Annotated in this window: 38 protein-coding genes and 1 pseudogene; 24 read left to right on the plus strand and 15 right to left on the minus strand. The window is 57.5% G+C overall.

The features are described 5' to 3' along the window. Positions 1–191 precede the first annotated feature (191 nt). The 8 genes from ACGJAX_RS20185 to ACGJAX_RS20220 all read right to left on the minus strand — a co-directional run bounded on the left by ACGJAX_RS20185 (position 192) and on the right by ACGJAX_RS20220 (position 2199). Positions 192–380, minus strand: coding sequence for a hypothetical protein (locus ACGJAX_RS20185; protein WP_390955868.1), 189 nt, complete (start codon positions 378–380; stop codon positions 192–194). Positions 381–486: 106 nt separating this feature from the next. Continuing rightward, positions 487–663, minus strand: coding sequence for a hypothetical protein (locus ACGJAX_RS20190; RefSeq protein WP_390955869.1), 177 nt, complete (start codon positions 661–663; stop codon positions 487–489). Positions 664–665: 2 nt separating this feature from the next. After that, complete coding sequence (locus ACGJAX_RS20195) at positions 666–800, minus strand: hypothetical protein (RefSeq protein ID WP_390955870.1); 135 nt, start codon at positions 798–800, stop codon at positions 666–668. Further along, the gene (locus ACGJAX_RS20200) at positions 797–931 is read right to left on the minus strand and encodes a hypothetical protein (RefSeq protein ID WP_008037046.1); all 135 of its coding nucleotides are present in this window, start codon (positions 929–931) and stop codon (positions 797–799) included. Before ACGJAX_RS20200 ends, ACGJAX_RS20195 begins: the two co-directional genes overlap by 4 nt. Continuing rightward, complete coding sequence (locus ACGJAX_RS20205; protein ID WP_390955871.1) at positions 928–1149, minus strand: hypothetical protein; 222 nt, start codon at positions 1147–1149, stop codon at positions 928–930. Before ACGJAX_RS20205 ends, ACGJAX_RS20200 begins: the two co-directional genes overlap by 4 nt. Next, a complete protein-coding gene (locus ACGJAX_RS20210) occupies positions 1146–1460 on the minus strand; it encodes a hypothetical protein (protein ID WP_390955873.1) in 315 nt (104 codons plus the stop codon). The genes ACGJAX_RS20205 and ACGJAX_RS20210 overlap by 4 nt, the downstream gene beginning before the upstream one ends. Positions 1461–1789: 329 nt before the next feature. Further along, entirely contained in the window at positions 1790–2008 is a 219-nt protein-coding gene (locus ACGJAX_RS20215) for a hypothetical protein (protein WP_390955874.1), read from the minus strand. Then, complete coding sequence (locus ACGJAX_RS20220) at positions 2005–2199, minus strand: hypothetical protein (RefSeq protein ID WP_390955875.1); 195 nt, start codon at positions 2197–2199, stop codon at positions 2005–2007. The genes ACGJAX_RS20215 and ACGJAX_RS20220 overlap by 4 nt, the downstream gene beginning before the upstream one ends. A gap of 557 nt (positions 2200–2756) precedes the next feature. Here ACGJAX_RS20220 and ACGJAX_RS20225 point away from each other — a divergent pair. After that, positions 2757–3611: pseudogene (locus ACGJAX_RS20225) on the plus strand (hypothetical protein); the annotation flags it as partial. Positions 3612–4126: 515 nt separating this feature from the next. Here the strand turns inward: ACGJAX_RS20225 and ACGJAX_RS20230 are convergent. From ACGJAX_RS20230 to ACGJAX_RS20255, 6 genes are all read right to left on the minus strand, one after another. Next, a complete protein-coding gene (locus tag ACGJAX_RS20230; RefSeq protein WP_390955876.1) occupies positions 4127–4378 on the minus strand; it encodes a DUF1654 domain-containing protein in 252 nt (83 codons plus the stop codon). A gap of 164 nt (positions 4379–4542) precedes the next feature. Further along, positions 4543–4947 carry a hypothetical protein gene (locus tag ACGJAX_RS20235; RefSeq protein WP_390955877.1) on the minus strand — a complete coding sequence of 135 codons (405 nt, stop codon included), beginning with the start codon at positions 4945–4947 and terminating at the stop codon, positions 4543–4545. A 120-nt stretch (positions 4948–5067) separates the two neighbouring features. Beyond that, on the minus strand, positions 5068–5289 hold the full coding sequence (locus tag ACGJAX_RS20240; RefSeq protein WP_390955878.1) for a hypothetical protein: 222 nt from the start codon (positions 5287–5289) through the stop codon (positions 5068–5070). Between the two features lie 92 nt (positions 5290–5381). Next, positions 5382–5696: a hypothetical protein gene (locus ACGJAX_RS20245; RefSeq protein ID WP_390955879.1), complete on the minus strand. Its 315-nt coding sequence runs from the start codon at positions 5694–5696 to the stop codon at positions 5382–5384. Between the two features lie 38 nt (positions 5697–5734). Continuing rightward, complete coding sequence (locus ACGJAX_RS20250; RefSeq protein ID WP_390955880.1) at positions 5735–5962, minus strand: hypothetical protein; 228 nt, start codon at positions 5960–5962, stop codon at positions 5735–5737. Between the two features lie 14 nt (positions 5963–5976). Then, positions 5977–6630: a S24 family peptidase gene (locus ACGJAX_RS20255; RefSeq protein WP_390955881.1), complete on the minus strand. Its 654-nt coding sequence runs from the start codon at positions 6628–6630 to the stop codon at positions 5977–5979. A gap of 87 nt (positions 6631–6717) precedes the next feature. Between ACGJAX_RS20255 and ACGJAX_RS20260 the strand changes: the two genes are divergently transcribed. The 21 genes from ACGJAX_RS20260 to ACGJAX_RS20360 all read left to right on the plus strand — a co-directional run bounded on the left by ACGJAX_RS20260 (position 6718) and on the right by ACGJAX_RS20360 (position 17061). Further along, a complete protein-coding gene (locus ACGJAX_RS20260; protein WP_390955882.1) occupies positions 6718–6933 on the plus strand; it encodes a YdaS family helix-turn-helix protein in 216 nt (71 codons plus the stop codon). Between the two features lie 277 nt (positions 6934–7210). After that, on the plus strand, positions 7211–7633 hold the full coding sequence (locus ACGJAX_RS20265; RefSeq protein ID WP_390955883.1) for a phage regulatory CII family protein: 423 nt from the start codon (positions 7211–7213) through the stop codon (positions 7631–7633). A 66-nt stretch (positions 7634–7699) separates the two neighbouring features. Then, positions 7700–7930, plus strand: coding sequence for a hypothetical protein (locus tag ACGJAX_RS20270; RefSeq protein ID WP_390955884.1), 231 nt, complete (start codon positions 7700–7702; stop codon positions 7928–7930). Between the two features lie 2 nt (positions 7931–7932). Further along, positions 7933–8766, plus strand: a complete 834-nt coding sequence (locus tag ACGJAX_RS20275) for a DUF1376 domain-containing protein (RefSeq protein ID WP_390955885.1) — start codon at positions 7933–7935, stop codon at positions 8764–8766. Then, complete coding sequence (locus ACGJAX_RS20280) at positions 8753–9550, plus strand: ATP-binding protein (RefSeq protein ID WP_390955886.1); 798 nt, start codon at positions 8753–8755, stop codon at positions 9548–9550. The genes ACGJAX_RS20275 and ACGJAX_RS20280 overlap by 14 nt, the downstream gene beginning before the upstream one ends. Then, entirely contained in the window at positions 9547–10914 is a 1368-nt protein-coding gene (locus ACGJAX_RS20285) for a DnaB-like helicase C-terminal domain-containing protein (protein ID WP_390955887.1), read from the plus strand. The genes ACGJAX_RS20280 and ACGJAX_RS20285 overlap by 4 nt, the downstream gene beginning before the upstream one ends. Then, a complete protein-coding gene (locus tag ACGJAX_RS20290) occupies positions 10914–11132 on the plus strand; it encodes a TraR/DksA C4-type zinc finger protein (RefSeq protein ID WP_390955888.1) in 219 nt (72 codons plus the stop codon). Before ACGJAX_RS20285 ends, ACGJAX_RS20290 begins: the two co-directional genes overlap by 1 nt. Then, positions 11125–11304, plus strand: coding sequence for a hypothetical protein (locus ACGJAX_RS20295; protein ID WP_390955889.1), 180 nt, complete (start codon positions 11125–11127; stop codon positions 11302–11304). The genes ACGJAX_RS20290 and ACGJAX_RS20295 overlap by 8 nt, the downstream gene beginning before the upstream one ends. Beyond that, positions 11297–11767 carry a hypothetical protein gene (locus ACGJAX_RS20300; RefSeq protein ID WP_390955890.1) on the plus strand — a complete coding sequence of 157 codons (471 nt, stop codon included), beginning with the start codon at positions 11297–11299 and terminating at the stop codon, positions 11765–11767. Before ACGJAX_RS20295 ends, ACGJAX_RS20300 begins: the two co-directional genes overlap by 8 nt. Next, on the plus strand, positions 11764–12072 hold the full coding sequence (locus tag ACGJAX_RS20305; protein WP_390955891.1) for a hypothetical protein: 309 nt from the start codon (positions 11764–11766) through the stop codon (positions 12070–12072). The genes ACGJAX_RS20300 and ACGJAX_RS20305 overlap by 4 nt, the downstream gene beginning before the upstream one ends. A 91-nt stretch (positions 12073–12163) precedes the next feature. Beyond that, the gene (locus tag ACGJAX_RS20310; RefSeq protein WP_390955892.1) at positions 12164–12760 is read left to right on the plus strand and encodes a recombination protein NinG; all 597 of its coding nucleotides are present in this window, start codon (positions 12164–12166) and stop codon (positions 12758–12760) included. A 97-nt stretch (positions 12761–12857) separates the two neighbouring features. Further along, entirely contained in the window at positions 12858–13052 is a 195-nt protein-coding gene (locus tag ACGJAX_RS20315) for a hypothetical protein (protein ID WP_390955893.1), read from the plus strand. Continuing rightward, the gene (locus tag ACGJAX_RS20320; protein WP_390955894.1) at positions 13049–13267 is read left to right on the plus strand and encodes a hypothetical protein; all 219 of its coding nucleotides are present in this window, start codon (positions 13049–13051) and stop codon (positions 13265–13267) included. The genes ACGJAX_RS20315 and ACGJAX_RS20320 overlap by 4 nt, the downstream gene beginning before the upstream one ends. Continuing rightward, entirely contained in the window at positions 13254–14393 is a 1140-nt protein-coding gene (locus ACGJAX_RS20325; RefSeq protein ID WP_390955895.1) for a winged helix-turn-helix domain-containing protein, read from the plus strand. Before ACGJAX_RS20320 ends, ACGJAX_RS20325 begins: the two co-directional genes overlap by 14 nt. Continuing rightward, on the plus strand, positions 14390–15076 hold the full coding sequence (locus ACGJAX_RS20330) for a hypothetical protein (RefSeq protein WP_390955896.1): 687 nt from the start codon (positions 14390–14392) through the stop codon (positions 15074–15076). Before ACGJAX_RS20325 ends, ACGJAX_RS20330 begins: the two co-directional genes overlap by 4 nt. Before the next feature lie 220 nt (positions 15077–15296). Then, positions 15297–15551, plus strand: coding sequence for a hypothetical protein (locus ACGJAX_RS20335; protein WP_390955897.1), 255 nt, complete (start codon positions 15297–15299; stop codon positions 15549–15551). Positions 15552–15623: 72 nt separating this feature from the next. Then, the gene (locus ACGJAX_RS20340) at positions 15624–15938 is read left to right on the plus strand and encodes a peptidase M48, Ste24p (RefSeq protein WP_090322396.1); all 315 of its coding nucleotides are present in this window, start codon (positions 15624–15626) and stop codon (positions 15936–15938) included. Beyond that, entirely contained in the window at positions 15938–16216 is a 279-nt protein-coding gene (locus ACGJAX_RS20345; protein ID WP_390955898.1) for a hypothetical protein, read from the plus strand. The genes ACGJAX_RS20340 and ACGJAX_RS20345 overlap by 1 nt, the downstream gene beginning before the upstream one ends. Continuing rightward, on the plus strand, positions 16213–16428 hold the full coding sequence (locus ACGJAX_RS20350; protein WP_390955899.1) for a hypothetical protein: 216 nt from the start codon (positions 16213–16215) through the stop codon (positions 16426–16428). The genes ACGJAX_RS20345 and ACGJAX_RS20350 overlap by 4 nt, the downstream gene beginning before the upstream one ends. Positions 16429–16483: 55 nt before the next feature. Beyond that, positions 16484–16663 (plus strand): hypothetical protein, encoded by a 180-nt coding sequence (locus tag ACGJAX_RS20355; protein ID WP_390955900.1) that lies wholly within the window; start codon positions 16484–16486, stop codon positions 16661–16663. Continuing rightward, positions 16660–17061 carry a hypothetical protein gene (locus ACGJAX_RS20360; protein ID WP_390955901.1) on the plus strand — a complete coding sequence of 134 codons (402 nt, stop codon included), beginning with the start codon at positions 16660–16662 and terminating at the stop codon, positions 17059–17061. The genes ACGJAX_RS20355 and ACGJAX_RS20360 overlap by 4 nt, the downstream gene beginning before the upstream one ends. Before the next feature lie 31 nt (positions 17062–17092). Here ACGJAX_RS20360 and ACGJAX_RS20365 read toward each other — a convergent pair whose 3' ends face one another. Then, complete coding sequence (locus ACGJAX_RS20365; RefSeq protein WP_390955902.1) at positions 17093–17305, minus strand: hypothetical protein; 213 nt, start codon at positions 17303–17305, stop codon at positions 17093–17095. 100 nt (positions 17306–17405) lie between these two features. On the opposite strand from ACGJAX_RS20365, the gene ACGJAX_RS20370 reads away from it, so the two are divergent. Both ACGJAX_RS20370 and ACGJAX_RS20375 read left to right on the plus strand, forming a co-directional pair. Next, positions 17406–18155, plus strand: a complete 750-nt coding sequence (locus ACGJAX_RS20370; RefSeq protein ID WP_390955903.1) for a terminase small subunit — start codon at positions 17406–17408, stop codon at positions 18153–18155. Then, on the plus strand, positions 18130–19410 hold the full coding sequence (locus ACGJAX_RS20375; protein WP_390955904.1) for a terminase large subunit domain-containing protein: 1281 nt from the start codon (positions 18130–18132) through the stop codon (positions 19408–19410). Before ACGJAX_RS20370 ends, ACGJAX_RS20375 begins: the two co-directional genes overlap by 26 nt. Positions 19411–19412: the final 2 nt, after the last annotated feature.

Here is a 19412-nt window from a genome sequence, read left to right on the forward strand (position 1 = left end):
GGCTGGCGGTGATGTGCTATCGCGCTCTTGCCGCCTTGCGCGTCTGGGCCATCCAGTTAAGGCCCTCCCAGCGAGGGGTGAATTACTGAGTAATGCGGTCGGCGAGGGCGCCGAGTAGCATTACGAAGGTGGTGCCGAGGAGGACGATGGCTGAGCCTCGCCAAAGGTAAATGCGTTTGGCGCGTTGGTAGCTAGTCACCGGCCACCGCCTCAGCCAAGCTGATTTTCTTCCATGATGGCGGCAGCTTGACGGCAGCTATCTTGCCGTCGTCGGTGGCCTGCAAGAGGCTCAGGATCATGTGTTCCATTCCATTTGGAACCTTTGCATTGCAGAGCTGGCCGTCGACTTCGATTATTATTTGCACGATTGATATGTTCATCGCACCACCGCCATAGGCAACTGAGCCGACCGGTGCACTTCCCGCATTTCGTCGTAGGCGCCCCAGATAAGGACGGTGATGAAGGTGAGAATCCAGAAGGCATTCTTCATGGCTGCTTATCCATTAGCGTTATGACTACAGTTCTTAGCCTGCAGATATTCTTTTCTCTGCCTTCAGCCATTTTTTTAGCTTGTTCTATGGCTGCGCCAAGAGTCATATGCTCGACAATAACTGAGATGACAGAATCATCTAAATCAACTAAATGAATTTCATATTCATTCATGGTCATTTCCCCTTGTACTGGATCGGGACGAAGGTAAAGATGTCTTGCCCGTGGCAGTGGACATACCAGTACTCCATGTCGATGCGGTTCATCAGTTCCTTGAAGGTGTAGACGCGGGTTCCGAGTCTGGATTTCATGGCAGTCTCACCACCAGCATGCCGCGCCGGATCTGGACCTTGATGCGTTTTGGCAAATCAGCGACCAGAAAAAAGCCCTGACGGTTCAGGGCTTCGGTCATTGCTTTGGCGTTTCTCGCGATGATTGTCATGCCGCTTCTCCCTTGAGGAGTTCAACGAATCGGGTCATTTCCAGTGCGCGAATCTGTTTGAGGTATTCGTCTCGCTCGGCGCAGACAATCGCGTCGAGGCGGTAAGCGAGAAATACCGCCATCCGGCAGACTGAGCCGGCCATGACCGGAAACGCAGTCGTCGCGATGGTTGCGATCTCTGCCTCGATCATGCTGACGGCAGCATCGTGATTGTTCATGCTGCCTCCCAGTCGTAATCTCGGTCGTCGTAATCGCAGGATTCTTCACGCTCTGCGGCGACTTGCTCCCACAGTTTTTCCTCGATTTCTTCGGCCCACTTCTCGGCAACCGCCGCGCAGCCGTTCTTCCCGATATCCACGATCAGATCGTTTTCGTCGTAGGTGTAGCCAGAGACGATTTCGAACTCCATCTCCTCATAGCCGTAGTAGTCATCCGGGCTCGCCCAGGAATTTGGGTCGCCCTTCACTGAAACGCAGTGCGTGATGTTGCACTGGAGGACGAACTCCTCGATGGTCACTTCGTAGGTCATGGTCGCCTCCAGAGTGGCGGGTTAAGCGGTGGTAAATTCGGCGCCGCAGGAGTTGCACTTGTACCGGGACAGCTCTTGGTCATCCGGTATGTGAAAGACGTTGCAGCCGCACTCGCAGCGGAATCTCCGGTTGGAGATGCTGAGCAAAAACTGATGCAGTTTCCCGTCTGGTTTTAGCAGCGGCTTACGGTCGCTCATCTCAATCTCCAATCAGGCGATATACCCGCCCGGCATAGTGGTAACGACCTTCCTCGGTGCGTCATGCATCCGACCTTTGGCGCAGTCGTGGACGTCGGGGCGGGGTTTGCGGGGTGAGGGGGTTGTGCGTTTCATGGCTGCACCTTCGTTACGGTTACCTGCCACTTCTGATCGGCGCCGATGATGTCGAATGCGCCACCGTGGAACTCCGCCTTTTCAACGAGGCATTTCATGAAGTCGCTGGTGACATCCTGACGAGATCCCTCAGTTAGGTATTTCCCTTTCGAGTCAGGATGACCAGCCATGATTCGGCCGTTGAGTGCGGTGGTTTGCATGCGAATCTGCTTCATTGCGCCACCTGCTGAACCGCCTCGCGGAACCTTGAGGGGGCCCAGTCGCAAGACTCGTCCTCTGCGATATGTCCGAACATTGCGATGCAGCGATTGGCGTACACACAGTCGCCGCAGGTCTTTCCTTCTGGCAGATTCATCTTGTCGGCGTTGTCCGCCGTTCGTGGATATGGCTTACGTTGTTCGCTCATCACTCACCTCCAATCGCCAAATAAAAAGCCCGACCTGAGCCGGGCTTTACTACCTCACGCAGACCTCCCTACGTGGGGTGATTTGCCTCCTGCTGGAGGGCTTTGGCTGTCTGTTACATGGCTGCAAATCCTCCGGTTAGTCGTACAGTGGAACTGCGCACACTATTGGCGCTTTGCAGCTGTACCTGCATTGGAAAGTTATCTGGCGTCGGGCTCGAACGACCTACGTCCAACCTAATCGATGTCATGGACAGATAACTCACCGATACAAGCACTTCTCCATCACCATGGAGAGATCGGGCCATTTGCGTCTGGCTGACGTCGCACGGAGAGGGTTAAACCTTGACGAACTTGTTGTCGTCATTGAGACGGTAGGCGACATCAGCTTCAATGTCGTCCTCGCCTACATAGGCGTTGTATGTGCGGTAGCGCTCAGATTTTGAACACCATTTGCGGATGCGAAGCTCGGCCTTCTCGCCACCAGTCAGCGTGGAGCCGTAGCCACCAGTCAGCGTGGAGCCTTCGCCACCAGTCAGCGTGGAGCGGTTGCCACCAGTCAGCGTGGAGCGGTTGCCACCAGTCAGCGTGGAGCCGTAGCCACCAGTCAGCGTGGAGCCGTTGCCACCAGTCAGCGTGGAGCCGTAGCCACCAGTCAGCGTGGAGCCGTAGCCACCAGTCAGCGTGGAGCCTTCGCCACCAGTCAGCGTGGAGCCGTAGCCACCAGTCAGCGTGGAGTCGTTGCCACCAGTCAGCGTGGAGCCGTAGCCACCAGTCAGCGTGGAGCCTTCGCCACCAGTCAGCGTGGAGCCGTAGCCACCAGTCAGCGTGGAGTCGTTGCCACCAGTCAGCGTGGAGCCGTAGCCACCAGTCAGCGTGGAGCCGTAGCCACCAGTCAGCGTGGAGCCTTCGCCACCAGTCAGCGTGGAGCCGTAGCCACCAGTCAGCGTGGAGCCGTAGCCACCAGTCAGCGTGGAGCCTTCGCCACCAGTCAGCGTGGAGCGGTTGCCACCAGTCAGCGTGGAGCGGTTGCCACCAGTCAGCGTGGAGCCGTAGCCACCAGTCAGCGTGGAGCCTTCGCCACCAGTCAGCGTGATACCAATTACAGCAACGCTTGCGGCGCGAGGCTCGTTCTCCAGCAGGAACTGGGTTGCGGTGTGCTTGTCGCCAATATGGCGGATGGTGCAAGCCGGGAATTTCACTTTTCCGCCAAGCGATTTCAGGCTGTTGATTGGCGCCTCAACCACCAACCACTTCGCATCGGCGTTACCGATGCTATTGCTGGCGCTCGAATCTCCGTGGCCGAAGAGCCAGCCGTGCAAGCCGTGGCCACATTTGTCATCGTCTCGCCAGTCTGGAGCGGTTACGACGGCGCCGATTTCAGCGGGCCATTGAAACCCGCGATGGCTCGTTAGATCGGCGTTGCAGGTGCGCAGAATCAATGCCGTTTCCGGCGCAGGAGTTTTCATAGGGTTGTCCTTGTCGGGTTTGGGCTTTCGAATGCCTCCCGGGGTGTGAGAGGCAGTCGTAAAGCCAGATGGCGATCCTGAAACAGCAGGAAGCCATCTGAGATGCAGGGGCCGCATTGCGCGGAGGTTGCTTTCGTCCGCATCCCAAAGCGCCCGGCTTTCCAGGCGCTTCAGTGATACTTTCTACCGTGACCCGCTACTGGCGGCAGTCACTGGCTTGAATCTCTATGTCAAAGAGCTTTGTTCCGGTCGGTCCCCTGTCGGGGGTCGGGAGATCACTTCGCTGATCCCGGGCTATCTGGCGGCTTCACCAGTCGTGTGGCGGGTCTCTTTTCAGTCCCTGGCGCCTCGGTGTTCTGTGGCGTTGAAGAGAATATAGGTGAACACATATTCGTTGTCTATGGGTAAACACATAATTTTTTCGATAGTCGATAAAAAGCCCGCTCAATGGCGGGCTCGTCTCATGCTTCGCAGTACTGTCGCCATCCGATCCTGATGGCGCCGCCCTCTAAGGCCTCAACCATCACACCTGCTGTTTCGCTGATCTCGTCGATGAGGCGCTGCCAATCCTCTGCGGATTCGTGCTCGAGCCTCGATACCGTGATCGCCTGGACCTTTTGCACGCCAGGCGCGGCGATGAGTTTCTGAATTCGGCGCCCTGCAAGCTCATAGGACGATGGTGTTTTTGTTGGCTTTGGGGTTGGTTGAGGCATGCGGTGCTCCTTGCCGTTGCTGTATGTATATACAGTATTTGGCCTTTCGGGTTTCCGCAATAGTTCGAAGGGGTGGCGCGAGAAATATGTAAACAAATCGCACATGTCTTTTCTGTGGGTGTAAAAAAGCCCGAGCTAGGCGGGCTTTCCGGGGCACTCAATAGTCAAAACAGGGTGCTCAGCGTGCCGTGAGGCAATACTTCAAGTCCTCGGATCATGCGGCCATCCTTAAATAGAAATTGGTAGCTTTTATTTCCTGTATACCCGCCAAAGCTGTTCCTGGCGTTCACATCAACCAAGACAATGAAACCGGTGTACAGCTTACGCCCCTCGAAAGCATTGCCGACCATGTAGCCCTGTCTGGCTTGAGAGAACTGGTATTGAGCGGAATATGGGTCTTTCAAGACCCGCCCAAAATAACCTTTGATCTCGCTTTCCGCCTGGGATTGCGAAGGTGCAGATCCATAGTAAGCGCTTGATATATCTTGCTGGGTCGGGCCGGAGGCGCAACCAGAAAGAAGTAGCGCTGCGACAGCAATAATGCACGCGGAACGAAATAGTGACAGCATTGGCATCCCTCCATAGTTGAGTCGTAACTCTACCATGGCGCACAGCCATCATTGTCGAGCAGGGAAGGGCGGAAATGAAAAGCCCGGCGCTGGGCCTGGCTCTTGGAATTAGATGTTGAGTTAGGAAGCCTTCGTAAGCAACCCCAGTACCTGATCAAACCGATTGTTGACGATCCATCCGAAAATTACTGCGACGATAAATGCCGCTCCGCCGAAGTAAGCCATACGGCGCTTTATTGCGGACAGGTCTTCATGGACCTCCTTGAGGTCACCCTTCATCTCATCGAGATCACGGCGGATGTATTCGGCGTGAACTTCAAGCTTCGCTACACGCGCTTCCATTTCACCATCTCCAGGCGGCTTTCCATTTCCAGTATTGCCGGGACCGCGCCGCTTGTCACTAGGCGTAGGAGGGAACTGAACAAGATTGTCACTCAACTCAATAACCCCTTAACGGCAAAGTAGTGCTCCCAGACAGGGCCGGCAGCAATCATGCGAGTGCTCGAGCAAGATCCGCAGACCATCCAGAAAAACCAGTTTGACGTTGCGTCATTGCGAACATTTTGCGTTCCCATTATTGCGGGGCGGCCATTGTCCTGCACATATATCCATCTTATAGAGCCGCATGATTCGCACGGGCCATCAGATTTCTTGTGCTGGATGTAGTCCATAAACTGGTCAACAGTGATGGAAAGCGTCTGCTCTCCAAGGCTTTGACGTTTTGCTTGTAGTTCGATGTCGTCGCTCATGCTCTTGTCCATGCACTACATTTCCTCGTCACGCAAAATCATTCAGCCTTTGTCCTAATGATCCTTCCCGCCTTCACTTCCTCCGCATACGCCATCAGCCGATCCATGTTCTCATGCAGCTTTCCGATCCTCTCCATGGCCTCCATAAACTCAGGCTCGGCATAGGTCTTCGCTTCACGAAAAAGATCCTGGGCGGCGTCTTCGAGGGCAGAAGCGGCGGCTTTCAGGTCGCGGCGCAGCTCTTGATTGGGCTTGGTTAGGGGCATGGTTGGCTCCGGAGTCAGAACTTCTGAAGCGCCCGCACCACAACGCCGACGATCCGGCAGCGCTCGTCGAAGACTTCGATAGGGTAGCTGGGGTTCAGCGGCTTGAGATACAACCTGCCGCCGTCATTCACCAGCTTCTTAAAGGTTGCTTCATTGCTCTCTGGCAGCTTGGCGATCACCAGCTTGCCGGGTGCTGCTTCGGCTTCGGTATCCACCAGGATCAGCGTGCCTTCGGTGACGCTATGCCCGACAGGCGAGGTCATCGAGTCGCCTTTGACCTCAAGCCAGAAGGCCGGGCCTTTCGAGTCGTATTCGGAGAATTCGTAGCGGTCAGAGAAGCCAGCAGGGTAGGGCTCGACTGCTTCGGCCCAGGCGCCCGCGGCAACCCAGCTGATCACTGGGTAGCGGTAGGACTCGACCTGATGGCGGGCCTCGCCGATGTTTGGGGTTGATTCTTTCCCAGCAAGCATTTCCCCTTCGCCACTTTCAAGCCAAAGGGCTGAGACACCGCACGCCTTTGCGATGGTGGCGTTGTAGGAGGATCGCTGCGATCTACCTCGCTCTAAATCAGAAACAGAGGCTTGATCGATGCCTACCAGTTGGCCCAGCTGACCCTGTGTGAGCTTCGCGTGTTTACGCGCGGCCTTGACTCGTTCTTTGTATTCCATCGGCAAAGTATTACTGGTGTCCCCATATCCTTGCAAAGAGGTATACCCATGCACTACGATATGGGTATTCACATATGGAGGGGCAGCATGAACAATATCTTCAAAGACCTCGTTGCCTTCTTCGGTACGCAGGAAACCACCGCCGAGAAGCTCAAGGTTGATCAAAGCACCGTCTCTGGGTGGGTTCGCGGAAAGCACGGAATGTCTCCGGTTGTGGCGAAGCGGGCAGAAGACCTGACCCATGGAAAATTCAAGAAAGAAGCCCTTTGCCCGTCGTTTCCATGGGCCGAGATGGCCGCTTAGAGCTTAGCGACACGGTAGCGCGCTCAAACCCGCGCAACTCATCACCACACAGGTGATCACGCAAAGGACCAGCAATACGCTCAAACGCAGGCCACAGCCTGAGCTGAGACGACAAGGGAAGGGTGGATGCCAAGGCAACCACCAGGCAGCAAAGGGCGGCTATCTCGCCTTGTAATTCGGATTGATTGGTCATGGGCACGCTCCCCGATCAGTTGATGAACAAATCATCGCCTTGTTGGCATTGAGCCACCACGGAAACTGTAACGAGGTTTTACGAATGGACGACTTCCTGCGGGCTTGCCAGAACGCTGTTCTCGATAACGAAGCGAAAGTACTCGCGGCAAAGATGGGTGTCGCCCATGTGAGCCTGCTGCAGCGTGCCAACCCGGACAACGATGCGCACCACCTGACGGTCGAGCACCTGTTCGGGATCTTGCTGCACACCGAGGACATGCGCCCTCTGCGCGCCCTGGCCGAGCAGTTCGGTTTCGACCTCGTATCGAAGGAAGCCCCGAAGCCTCAAGTCCTCACCACGTCCCTGATCAACGTCAGCAAGGAAGTCGCTGACCTGACCATCGCTGTTCACGACGCGTTGGCTGACAACCACGTCAACGCCTTCGAGAAAAACATGATTCGCCAGGAGATCACTCACGTCCGGCAGAGCCTGGATGTGATGGAAGCCTCGGTTAAAGCCGCCTGAATTTCAGGCACAAAAAAACCACCTGGCCGGGTGGTTAATTCGTTGAAGCAATGTCTGGAGCAAATTATGAATCATCAGCCAGTTTTCATCAACACCCCAAGTCATAAACCTTTGATTCAGCCAGTAGCTGGCCCGTGGCCCGTCTACGCGACGTTCAAGACCCTGCCAGAGCAAGACCGCTGGTTCATGTACGAGACCGCCAAAGCTCACCGCAGACTGCTTGAGCAGAGCGGGTTCGAGATGTCAGAGAGCTACGACGAATTTATTAAACGTGTCACCGATGAGCTGGAGATCTGAGCATGCATTACTTCAAGCGGAACATCGGTGATTACCACAAGAAGGCAGGTCGCCTATCCATGATCGAGCACGGTGCGTACACGCTTCTTCTCGATGCGTGCTACGACCGTGAGCGCTTCCCGACATTGGAAGAGGCAATCGACTGGTGCTGGGCCAGATCGAACGAAGAAGTCACAGCAGTGACGTTTGTACTGAGCAAATTCTTCGACTTGGTTGATGGTCGCTACGTCCAGGCGCGCATTCAGGATGAAATCAACGCTTATCACGCCATAGCCTTGAAAAATAAGGAAATCGCAGAAAAACGTGAGGCAGATAAGCGCACGAAGCGTGCTCAGAACAGCACGAACCGTGCACCAGTCGTACACGAACCGGCACCTAACCAAGAACCAATAACCACTAACCAAGAACCAGAAGATCAAGATCAAAAGATTTGCGCCGCTGCCGCAGCGCCGGCTCAGATCGATGATCCAAAGGTCACCCCTGAACCTGATCAACCCAAGGGCAGCAAGGGCACCCGCTTAGCCAAGGACTGGACGCTCCCTGAAGCGTGGCGCACCTGGGCTCTGGATGCTCGCCCTGAACTTGGCGCTCCAGGCATCGACCTCGAAGCCGACAAGTTCCGCGATCACTGGCACGCCGCCACCGGCACCAAAGCCACCAAGGCTGACTGGCTCGCTACCTGGCGCAACTGGGTTCGCAACGCAAACGCACCACGCAACGTCCACGCATTCCCGGTGAAGTCCGCTTTCACGAATATTCCGCAAGTGAACGCTGCCGAGATCCGTGCTCGCACCGCAGAGAACGAACGTCTGGGGGTGCGCCGTGCGAACTTCTAAATTCGGGCTTGAGCCTCGGGTGAAGATCCGCAATGACAACTGCGAAGCCCATGGCGAATACGAGCGTCGCCTTGTCGAGGCTTTCGATGGTTCGAGCAAGGTCATTGGTTGCCCTAACTGCTACTGGGAGAGCATCCACACTTCGGACGTGCAATCACAGGCGCACACCGACGCCGTTGCCCTGAAGCGCTGGGAGGCGACCAACACTGCACTGTTCGCCACCGGGATCGCGCAACGGTTCCGTAGCTGCTCGCTGGATAACTACCGCACAGACATCGACGGCCAGGCCATCGCGCTGGAGGTTTGCCGGGCATACGTGAACCAGTTCGAGGACAATTTTGCCGCCGGCCGCTGCTTGCTGATGCTGGGCAACTTCGGCAATGGCAAGACGCATCTCGGCTGCGCAATCCTGAAGGCCGTGGTGACGCAGTTCGGCGCCCACGGGCTGTACGCCCCAGCGCCGGACATCATCAGCGCAATCAAAGCCACGTTTAACAAGGGCTCCAGCGATACCGAGCAGGACATCATGGTCGAGCTATCGAGTGTTGATCTGCTCCTGATCGACGAGCTCGGCGCCCAGGGTGGGACCGAGTTCGAGCGCAACTCGCTGCACACCATCATCGACATGCGCTATCGCAAGATGCTGCCGACGATCATCACTTCGAACCTGCCGTCAGCTGAGCTTTCGACCTACATCGGCGACCGGGCGCTTGATCGCCTTCGCGAGAATGGTGGCCAAGCCATCGTCTTCGACTGGGAATCCAGCCGCGGGGGTGACCAATGACCCGCGAGCTTTACAGCTTCGAGGCTGAGCACGGCGTTCTCGGCGCGATCATGATGGATTCGAGCCTGTTCGATGACATCACCAACAAGGTCCAGACCTCCGACTTCTACAGCCCTGATAACGCCGCGCTGTATCAGGCAATCATCGAATGCCAGGCGAGCGGTGATCCGATTGACCCTGTGACCGTTGGGTTGACCCGGCCCATCTTGCCGAGCGGGGAAAGCACACTCGCCTTTGCCGTCGAGATCGCCAAGAACGTCCCGAGCACTGCCAACTGGAAGACCTACGCCCGGCACGTGATGGAGCGCGCCGTGTTGCGCCGCCTGATCGATGCCGCTGCCGCTGTCTCGGACATGGCATTCGAGGAAGCCCCGTTGGCCGACGTGATCGCCCGTGCCCAACAAGCAATGGCTGACTTACGCGATCTGGATGACGGTGAATCGGACTACAAGCGCCTGGACGAGATCATCGGCAAGAACATCGACGTGCTGGACGACAAGTTCAACCATCGGGTTCCCGCTGGCATTCAGACCGGGCTCGCCGACCTGGACAAGATGATCAAGGTGTTGAAGCGCAAGACCGTCACCGTGATCGGCGGACTGCCAGGCAGTGGGAAAACCACTCTCGGCATGCAGATCTGCCAGCACATCGCGCTGAATAACATCGGCTCGGCTCTGGTGTTCAGCCTTGAGATGCCAGAGGAAGAGCTGGGCAACCGCATGCTCGCCTCGGTCGGCGCCATCGACTTCGGCCGGATCGACCTCGGAACCACGATGGAAGACGAGGATTGGCCGCGCCTGACGTCGGCCGTGAACAAGATCAACGGCAAGCCCCTGTTCATCAGTGACGCATCCGGCCAAACCCTTTCGAAGATCCGCAGCACCGCCCGCATGGTCCAGAAAAAGCATGGCCTGGCAATCCTGGCCATCGACTACATCGGCCTGATCAAGTCCGAAGAGAAGTCGCAGAACCGCACCGCCGAGCTTTCGAAGATTTCAACCGGCATCGTCAATCTGGCGAAGGAGCTCAATGTTCCTGTCGTCCTGCTGGCCCAGCTCAACCGCGAATCCACCAAGCGCCCCGGCAAAAAGCCAATCGCCAGCGACCTGAAGGACTGCGGCCAAATCGAAGCAGACGCCCACATGATCCTGCTGGTGCATCGCGACACCGACACCGAGCAGGGCCAGAACGGCGTCACCGAAATCATCATGCCCAAGTGCCGCCACGCGCAGGTAGGTAGCTGCCTCGTCCAGCAACAGGGGAAATTCTTGCGATTCGTAAACTTCGCCGGAGCCAGAGAGATCAGCCAGGAAGAAGTCGAGATGGGTCGCGGGTTCGGGATCAAGAAAGGAGAGAAATTCTAATGGCCGACGTATGTGATGAGGCTGACAACCTGATTGAAGAGTCCCTGAATCGGACCCTTGCCCAGATCCCGCGTTACACCGGCATCAGCGCCACTGAATGCGAAGAGTGCGGCGAGGATATTCCTGAGGATCGCCGCAAGGCAGTGGATGGCGTGAAACTTTGCAAGCCATGCGGTGACCTAGCCGAGCTGAAAGCGAAGGGGGTGCGCCGTGGGTAAATTCATCACTACGGCTCTTGCGATGTGGTTCGTCGCGTGTGGTGTCTTCGGCATCGTACTGGTTCTGAAGGTCGGCTTAATTGCTGCGACCGGCGCCGGGTGCGCATCGGTCGAAGTTCTTGGCCATCGCTTCATGGTAGGCGACCAGTGCAAGGAGTCCAGCCATGACTGACAAGATCAGCGTGAACAGCTCCAGCAAGCTCACCGAAGCCATCAGCATGCTAACCGCCATGTTCCGCGAGAAGAAGTTCGTGGTGGTGTCGCTGCGCCCGGGCAAGGACCGCACCCTGGATCAGAATGCCCTGTGGTTCGCCCTGTACGAGCGTATCGCGCAGATGACCCAGATCGGCGACGTGGAGGATGCTCGCCGGTACTGCAAGTTGCACATCGGCGTTCCCATCATGCGCGCTGACGATGCCGACTTCCGCGACGGCTGGAACCGCATTTTCCTGAATCTGCCATACGAGCAGAAGCTGGAGCTGATGGGCGCTTGCCCGATCTTCGGCCCGGACGGCTTCCCTGTGACTCGCCTGTTCAATCGCGCCCAGGGTATCGCCTACACCGATCGCATCGTGGATGACTTCACGGCCAAGGGCGTGTTCTTCGGCGACCTGCTGGGCGAGGTGGCAGCATGAGCCAGTTCAAGCCAGGTGATCTGGCGCTGATTGCGAGAGAAGACCATCCGGAAAACATGTTTCGCACTGTTGAGCTTCTGTTTCTCGTTGAAAATGAAGAGCGCTACCGCACACCAGATGGCGATATGACGAGAAATGTTGCCGGCTCTCCGATCTGGGTAGTTTCAGCTGAAGGCCTCTTCCACCACAGCCTAGCCAAAGGCTGGCATGTCGCAGGATGGACACAGAAAGCGCCATACAACTTGATGCCTCTGCGCGGCGACTTCGCCCCTGAGCAGCAGAAGTCGCGGGAGGTGTCGGCATGATCTGGTTTATCGCGTTGATCCTCGCAATGAGCGGCGAGCCGTTCGGAGCCGTGATGCTCTGCCTGATCGCAGCCGTGATGGAGGTTCGCTGATGAGCATCCCATCCAAACCACGCAAGCCAAAGACCTGCATCAACGAAGAGTGCAGGGCCTCATTCGTACCGCAGCGCCTCGGTCAAAAGGTCTGCAGCCCGGCCTGTGGACTGGCGACCAAGGACGTTAACGCAGAGAAGGCGAGAAAGTCGCTGTTTCAAATTGGCCGAGCAGAGATAAAGGTTCGCAAAGACGCGTTAAAGACCCGTGGAGAATGGGTGCGTGATGCGCAAAAAGCATTCAACGAATTTATCCGAGTTCGCGACCAACTCGCCGGCCACGCCTGTATCTCCAGCGGTCGGCCATTGGACTGGGCAGGGAACGCAGTCGATGCAGGTCATTACCGAAGCGTCGGTGCCGCACCGCACCTTCGCTTCGACGAACGCAACTGCCACGCCCAAAGCAAGCAGGACAACCGCTACCTGTCTGGCAATGCCATCGACTACCGCATCGGTTTGATCAAGCGCATCGGCCTGGCTGAAGTGGAGGCGCTCGAATCCGACCAGACCGTCCGCAAGTACACCATCGAAGACCTGAAAACCATCACCGCCGAATACCGCGCCAAGACCCGTGAACTCAGGAGGAAGACAGCATGACCACCATTCCAAGCGACATCCTGCCTCACCTGTGGTTGCTCCTGATCATGCCGGGGTATTGCGTATTGGCTGCATTGATTCGTCGGGGGAGCCGGCCATGAACTGGAAAGCCATCAGCAAGAACTGCATGTCCAGCGATGAGGGCTACCTCCTGAGCAAGTACGCATTGCAGCACGGAGCCGCCTACGTCGCCCGGACGCCCGCTGGGAAAATCCTGCACTCGGGCAAGGATCTGGCCAAGGCCAAGGCGCTATGTGCAGAGCACCTGAACGGCCAGAAGGTGGCTGCATGAGTGATCAAGTTCGCCAGGGCTTCGAGCATTGGTTCGCGCTGCAAAACCTTCGGGTCACGGGGAATGATCTGACTTTGGCCGAGATGATGAAGTTGCGCGGGCCCAGTGGTGACTACAACAAACACGCCTACATGCATGGCTGCTGGATTGGCTGGCAGGCGAGAGCTGCATTCGATATCAAATCACTGACAGGGGCCATCCATGAGCGAGCGTAAAGTCACGGACGAGCAGATCGTCGAAGCACTACAAACGATGACCATGGCCGAGGCTGCCGCTCACTTCGGCTTGAACGAGCGGACGCTGTACAAGCGCAAGGCGAAGATGGCCCGCAAAGGCTGGAGCCCAGAGCACGACATGACGCACATCGTTCCGGACGGGTTTCACCTGAAGGGCACGTCGAGTCTGTACAAAGAAGGCGTGAAGGCCCCGGTGCTTCAGTGGGTGAAGACGAACATCGACCATGAGCGGCAGCGGGAGCTGATGCAGGCCGCCGTCGAGGCCATGGGGGAGGATCTGCCGCGCATGGCGTTCGCGCCGGCACCGGCCGCCTGTAACACCGACCTGCTGAACTGCTACGTCGTGACGGACTACCACCTGGGCCTGCTGTCATGGCATGAAGAGACGGGAGCCGACTACGACCTGAGCATTGCCGAGCAGCAGCTTGTTGCCTGGTTCGCCGCGGCAATCAGGATGGCGCCTGATGCTGAGATCGGGGTGTTTGCCCAGCTCGGGGATTACCTCCATTGGGACGGCCTCGACGCCGTGACACCAGCAAGCAAGCACCTGCTTGACGCTGATACCCGGTTCCAGAAGCTGGTTCGTGTGGCGATCCGCGTCACCCGACGCGTCGTCGACATGCTGTTGACCAAGCACCAGCGCGTTCACGTCCTCATGGCCGAGGGCAACCACGACACCGCCAGCTCCATCTGGCTGCGCGAATGGTTCTCAGCCATCTACGAGAACGAACCCCGCATCACCGTTGACCGCAGCCCTGATCCTTACTACTGCGTCGAGCATGGTCAGACCAGCCTGTTCTTCCATCATGGACACAAGAAGAAGCCCGCGAACGTGTCGGATGTCTTCGTGGCGAAGTTCCGCGACGTCTTCGGCCGCACCCAGCACAGCTACGCGCACCTGGGCCACCTGCACCACGTCGACATCAAGGAAAACAACCTGATGATCGTGGAGCAGCACCGCACCCTGGCTGCACCTGATGCCTACGCAAGCCGCGGCGGCTGGATAAGCGGCCGTGACGCCAAGGTCATCACCTACCACAAGCAATACGGCGAGGTAGGGCGCCTGACAATCAATTCCGACATGTTGAAAGCGGGGGCTGCATGAAACTGATCAACGCACGTCAGGTATGGACTGAAGCACAACACGAATCGAACGCATCGATAAGCGCCGTCGCAATCGACCGGGCCGAATCGGCGCCGGTGAAGACTGGCGGCCGCATCGGCAAGCGCGAGGCTCAGTTCCCAGCACTTGGCAGTGAAAAGGGCGAGGAGGCGGGTCGCTTCTCGGTGCCTGGTCAGCGGATCAGCATCAGCGAGACCCGTCGCACATCCGCCGACCGGTCCACAGCGCGCGCGGCGCATCTGGCCGCTATCGGTAAGGTGCTTCGCGCCATCGACACGTTGCCATTCCAGGTTCAGCAGGTTGGGCACTTCCTGTATCACCCGTGCATGACCATGCAACACGTTATGAACGCGGTGCTGCTGATCACCGCCAAAGCTGCGCTACCAGACCTGACATCGTCCAAGCGGGTGAAGGCCCAGTACCTGGTTACCCTGGCGCTCCAATCTTACAAAGGCGAGGTGAGCGGGGCGGCTGAATGGGGCCCAGCGCGGGTGGCTGCGGAGATGAAAGACTTCTTCGGGGTGTCGATTGAGCCGAAACACTGGAACCGGGATTGGCTTGAGTTGTGGGATTCCCTGAAAGCAGTGATCAAGGAAGTGGATATTCAGGCACTTCAGCCGATTTGGCAGGTGATCCACGCGGAGAAAGAAGAAGAGGCGGCATAAACCTGTTGACATGGTGGGGTTTTTTAAGTACTTTTCCCATAGTGCACAAGTCACCACCAAAGCACACGACCTCAGAAGCCCAGCCATCGCGCTGGGCTTTTCCGTTTACGGCTCGCCCAAACCCATAGCTCCCAGGCTGGGATTGCAGGCGCAGCCGCTTGATCTCCGCAGGCGCAAGACTGATAGACCAAACCTGCCTCCATAACTGCAGAGGCAACCCATGACCACACGCATTCGCTGCAAACTGATCTGCCACGGTATCTGGCCACACGAGTACACCAACGAGAGCAACCCTCTCTCCAAGGTTCGATTTGGCGCCGTGTACTCGCCCGACACCGGAAATCCGGACGACGAGAACGCCGTGTTCGGAAAAGCTACGCCATTTGGCGAATTCAACCTGACTATGGCCACGCCTGTGGCTGAAAAGCTGGAGCAGGGGAAGGCCTACTACGTGGACATCACCCCGGCTGAGTAACTTTCTAATCCACCACTCCCCAGTGGTTTTGGCGCCTCACACTGGCGCCTTTTTTATTCCTGGAGTCACACCATGGCCGAACCCGCGAGCACCACTGCCGCCGGCGTACTGCTCGCCAAGTACGGCATCATCATCGCCGGCTTCGCTGGTGCGATCCTCTCGCTGACGTTCCTGCAAGGCCTGACCCGCAAGCAAGCAGCCTGGGCATTCTTCACCGGGTTCAGTTCAGCGATCTTCTGCACGCCTCTGGCGATCGAGTTCTTCAAGATTGCCCCGGGTAGTGAAACTCAATACGGCGTTGCCTTCCTGATCGGCCTGCTAGCGATGAACATCATCCCGGGCCTGAGAGCACTGGCAGGAAAGTTTGGCGCTACGGGAGGTGCGTAATGCACGTCATCCTTCAAGTCGTCGACGCCTTCCTGTGCGTGCTGGTGGTTATTGCTGCTGCTGAGTACCTGCGCCGCGTGCGCCCGATGGATGAGCCGCTGTTGAGCATCTCGTTCTACCTGGTCGCCATCGCCGCGTTCGGCAGCTTCATATTCAACATCAAGGGTCACCCGGTGAGCCCGTTCACGATGACCATGCATGTCGCGGTCGTGATGTATGCGATCGCCCGCCGTGGACATATCTGCAATATCCCGCCAAGTTCCACGGAGCGCACATGAACCTGATTCCCCAATGGCAACAGCTCTGGAAGATGTATAGCGTTCAACTGTCCGCGCTTCTGGTCGCGCTGAACCTGGCCGCGACCTACTGGCCAGCGTTCCAAGGCGTTCTGCCTGCTGGTGTGTTCACTGCGGTGAACTCGTTCCTAGGTGTGGCGGTGATCATCTCCCGCATCGTCAAACAGCCGGCGCTGACTGAACCAACCGTTTAAACCAAAGGGTGCCTGGCTTCGTGCGGGCGCCACTCTACATACCCATGGTGACGATATGGCCAGACAACTTGTGCTGCAGGCCTATCACCCATGGTGGTTCCGCTTCTACGTGGTAGCCGTGAACACCTTCGCCTACCTGATTGGCATGGACGTCGACGAGGACAAGCTGAAAGCTCAGGCCAGAAAGGCGATCCGGTACCGCGAGATTGAACCAGGTGAAGAGGGCAAGCCATGAAGAAGGCCAAGCACAAGGTTGTCTGGCTCGACAGGGGCTGGCAGCCGGTCTTTATCGGTTTCTGCCCAAGCGAGAAGGCTTGGCACCGCGAAATGAAGCGGATGAATTCATCCGAGCCGTATCCTGGGTCTGCCGGATGCACTACTCGCTTTGACAATGGCGACGGAAGAGAATGCATCATCGTCTGCATCCATGAGCGGTTGAAGGCTGACAGCTGCCGCCACGGCATTGTTGGGCTGATCGTCCATGAGTGCACGCACGCCTGGCGCTTCATCTTGGACGCCATTGGCGAAGCTGTGCCGAGCAGTGAGTTTGAGGCCTATTCGATGCAGGCAATCACTCAGCAGGTAACGACGGCATTCTGTGATACGCGGTTCAATCTGTTCAGCAAAAGATAGTCGTGCCGCAGGTGAATGCGGCACGGGTGGATCACTCAGCGTTAACTTTTAGCGCTGCTTGGATCTGGTCTGCATAGGCGGAGAGGTTATTCAGCTCCCATTGAAGTTGAGTTCCGCCAGTCGAATTCAGAACCTTGGATTGGATCAGCGTTAGCGCAGCTGTCACAGCGGCTTCGCGCTGAGTTACAGCGTTGCCGTCGCTCATGCCAGTGTTTCTACGCAGGTTCTTAAAGTTTTCAGACATGTTGCCTTCCTAGCTGGTGAGTTGATCTCCATCAATACCGGCAACCAGCCACCATTTCAAGTCCTGCCCCAGCGAGGCACCAAAGTCTCAAGGAATCCCTATGGCGCTGACAGCGAAACAGCAGCGCTTCGTCGATGAGTACCTGAAAGACCTGAATGCCACGCAAGCGGCTATCCGTGCCGGGTACAGCAAAGCCACCGCAAGATTCATTGGTGCAGAGAACCTAACAAAACCCAACATTCAGTCGATTATCACCGCTCGCATTGAAGCGCGAGGCCAGAAGGCAGCCATCACCCAGGAAATGGTGCTTGAGCGCCTATGGATGATTGCCACTGCAAACCCCAATGAGCTGATCGAGTATCGGCGCGGGTGCTGCCGTCATTGCTTCGGCGCTGATCACCAGTATCAGTGGAAGGACGAGGCCGAGATGTTCAAGGCGGTCGCTGATGCATCCGACCCTGAGAGCGTGACGGAAGAGGGTGGCTTCGGGTTCGATCCGACTATCCGCCCGCATCCAAAGTGCCCGAAGTGTCATGGCGAGGGCTTTGGCTCCGTCCATGCGCACGACTCGCGCAACGTAAGCCCCGCTGCGCTCGCCCTGTACGCCGGGGTGAAGCAGACCAAGGAAGGCTTCGAGATCAAGATGCATGACCAGTTGGCCGCGCTCGACAAGGTGGCCAAGCACCTGGGCATGTTCTCCGACAAATCCAGTTCGCCCCTCGATGACGAGATGAAGCGACTGAACATCGAGAAGCTCCGCCGCGAACTGGAAGACCCGAACAAGGGCCTGCCCGAGCCCAAGCAAGTAATCATCGGGGTGGAAGATGCAAGCGACCCTGAAGCTGAATAAGCCGCAGTTCGAGTTCATCAGTCACCCCAAGAAGTTCTCAGCGTTCGTCGGCGGCTACCGTAGCGGCAAGACGTTCGTGGGCTGCGTGCGGATGTGCATCAACGCACTTGAGCACCCTGGCATTCCGCAAGGCTACTTCGCTCCGACCTATCCGCAGATCGCGGACATCTTCTACGAGACGATGCCAGAGGTCGCGCAGGCGTTCGGATTGTTCGCCGACATTGTGCCGAGCAAGAAGCGCGTATACCTGCGTGACAACCTTGGGCGCTGCCTGAGCACCATCGTGTGCAAGAGCATGGAGCATCCGCACCGCATTGTCGGCTTCAACATAGCGCATGCCTTGGTCGATGAGATCGACTGCATGCCGATCAAGAAGGCCGACAGCGCGTGGAAGAAGATCATTGCGCGGATGTCGACCGTCTGGCATAGCCGTGACCAGAACACCATCGACGTCACGACGACGCCTGAGGGTTTCAACTGGGTCTATCGCAAGTTCGTGCGTGAGTTGGCCGCTAACCCAAGCCAGCGCCCGCTGTACGGCATCGTGCATGCCAGCACTAGGGACAACGCGAAGAACCTGCCGAAGGACTACATCGGGTCGCTCAAAGAGTCGTACCCAGCGAACCTGGTCGACGCCTACATCGACGGCAAGTTCGTCAACTTGGTGTCGGGCAGTGTGTACCCAAGCTTCGACAGGGTGCTCAACCACACCAGCGAGACAATAAAGCCCGGCGAGGCGCTGCATGTCGGCATGGACTTCAACATCAGCCGCATGGCCGCGATGGTTCACGTCATCCGTGACGGTCTGCCGTTACTGCTCGGTGAGATCACGCATGTGTTCGATACGCCGGCGATGATCGTAGCCCTGAAAGAGAAGTACCCAGGCCATCACATCTCGATCTACCCCGACGCCAGCGGCAAGAACCGCAAGAGCGTCAACGGTAGTGAGACGGACCACAGCCTGCTGAAGACCGCGGGCTTCGCGCTCATCGTCAACCCAGCCAACCCGGCCGTGCGTGACCGCGTGCTGTCCGTCAACGCCATGTTCCTGAATGGCGAAGGCGAGCGGCGCTACAAGGTCAACACCGAACTCTGCCCGGTCGCAACAGGCGTGCTTGAACAGCAGACCTACAACGACCAGGGCGAACCGAACAAAGACGGCACGGAAGACCCGAACGACGCCCTTGGCTACTTCATCATCAAGCGATTCCCGATCGTCAAACGCACCGCATCCACCGCACCTCTGAGAATTTGACC

Origin of the sequence: Pseudomonas moorei (assembly GCF_042846945.1) — a bacterium.
Lineage (GTDB): Bacteria > Pseudomonadota > Gammaproteobacteria > Pseudomonadales > Pseudomonadaceae > Aquipseudomonas > Aquipseudomonas moorei.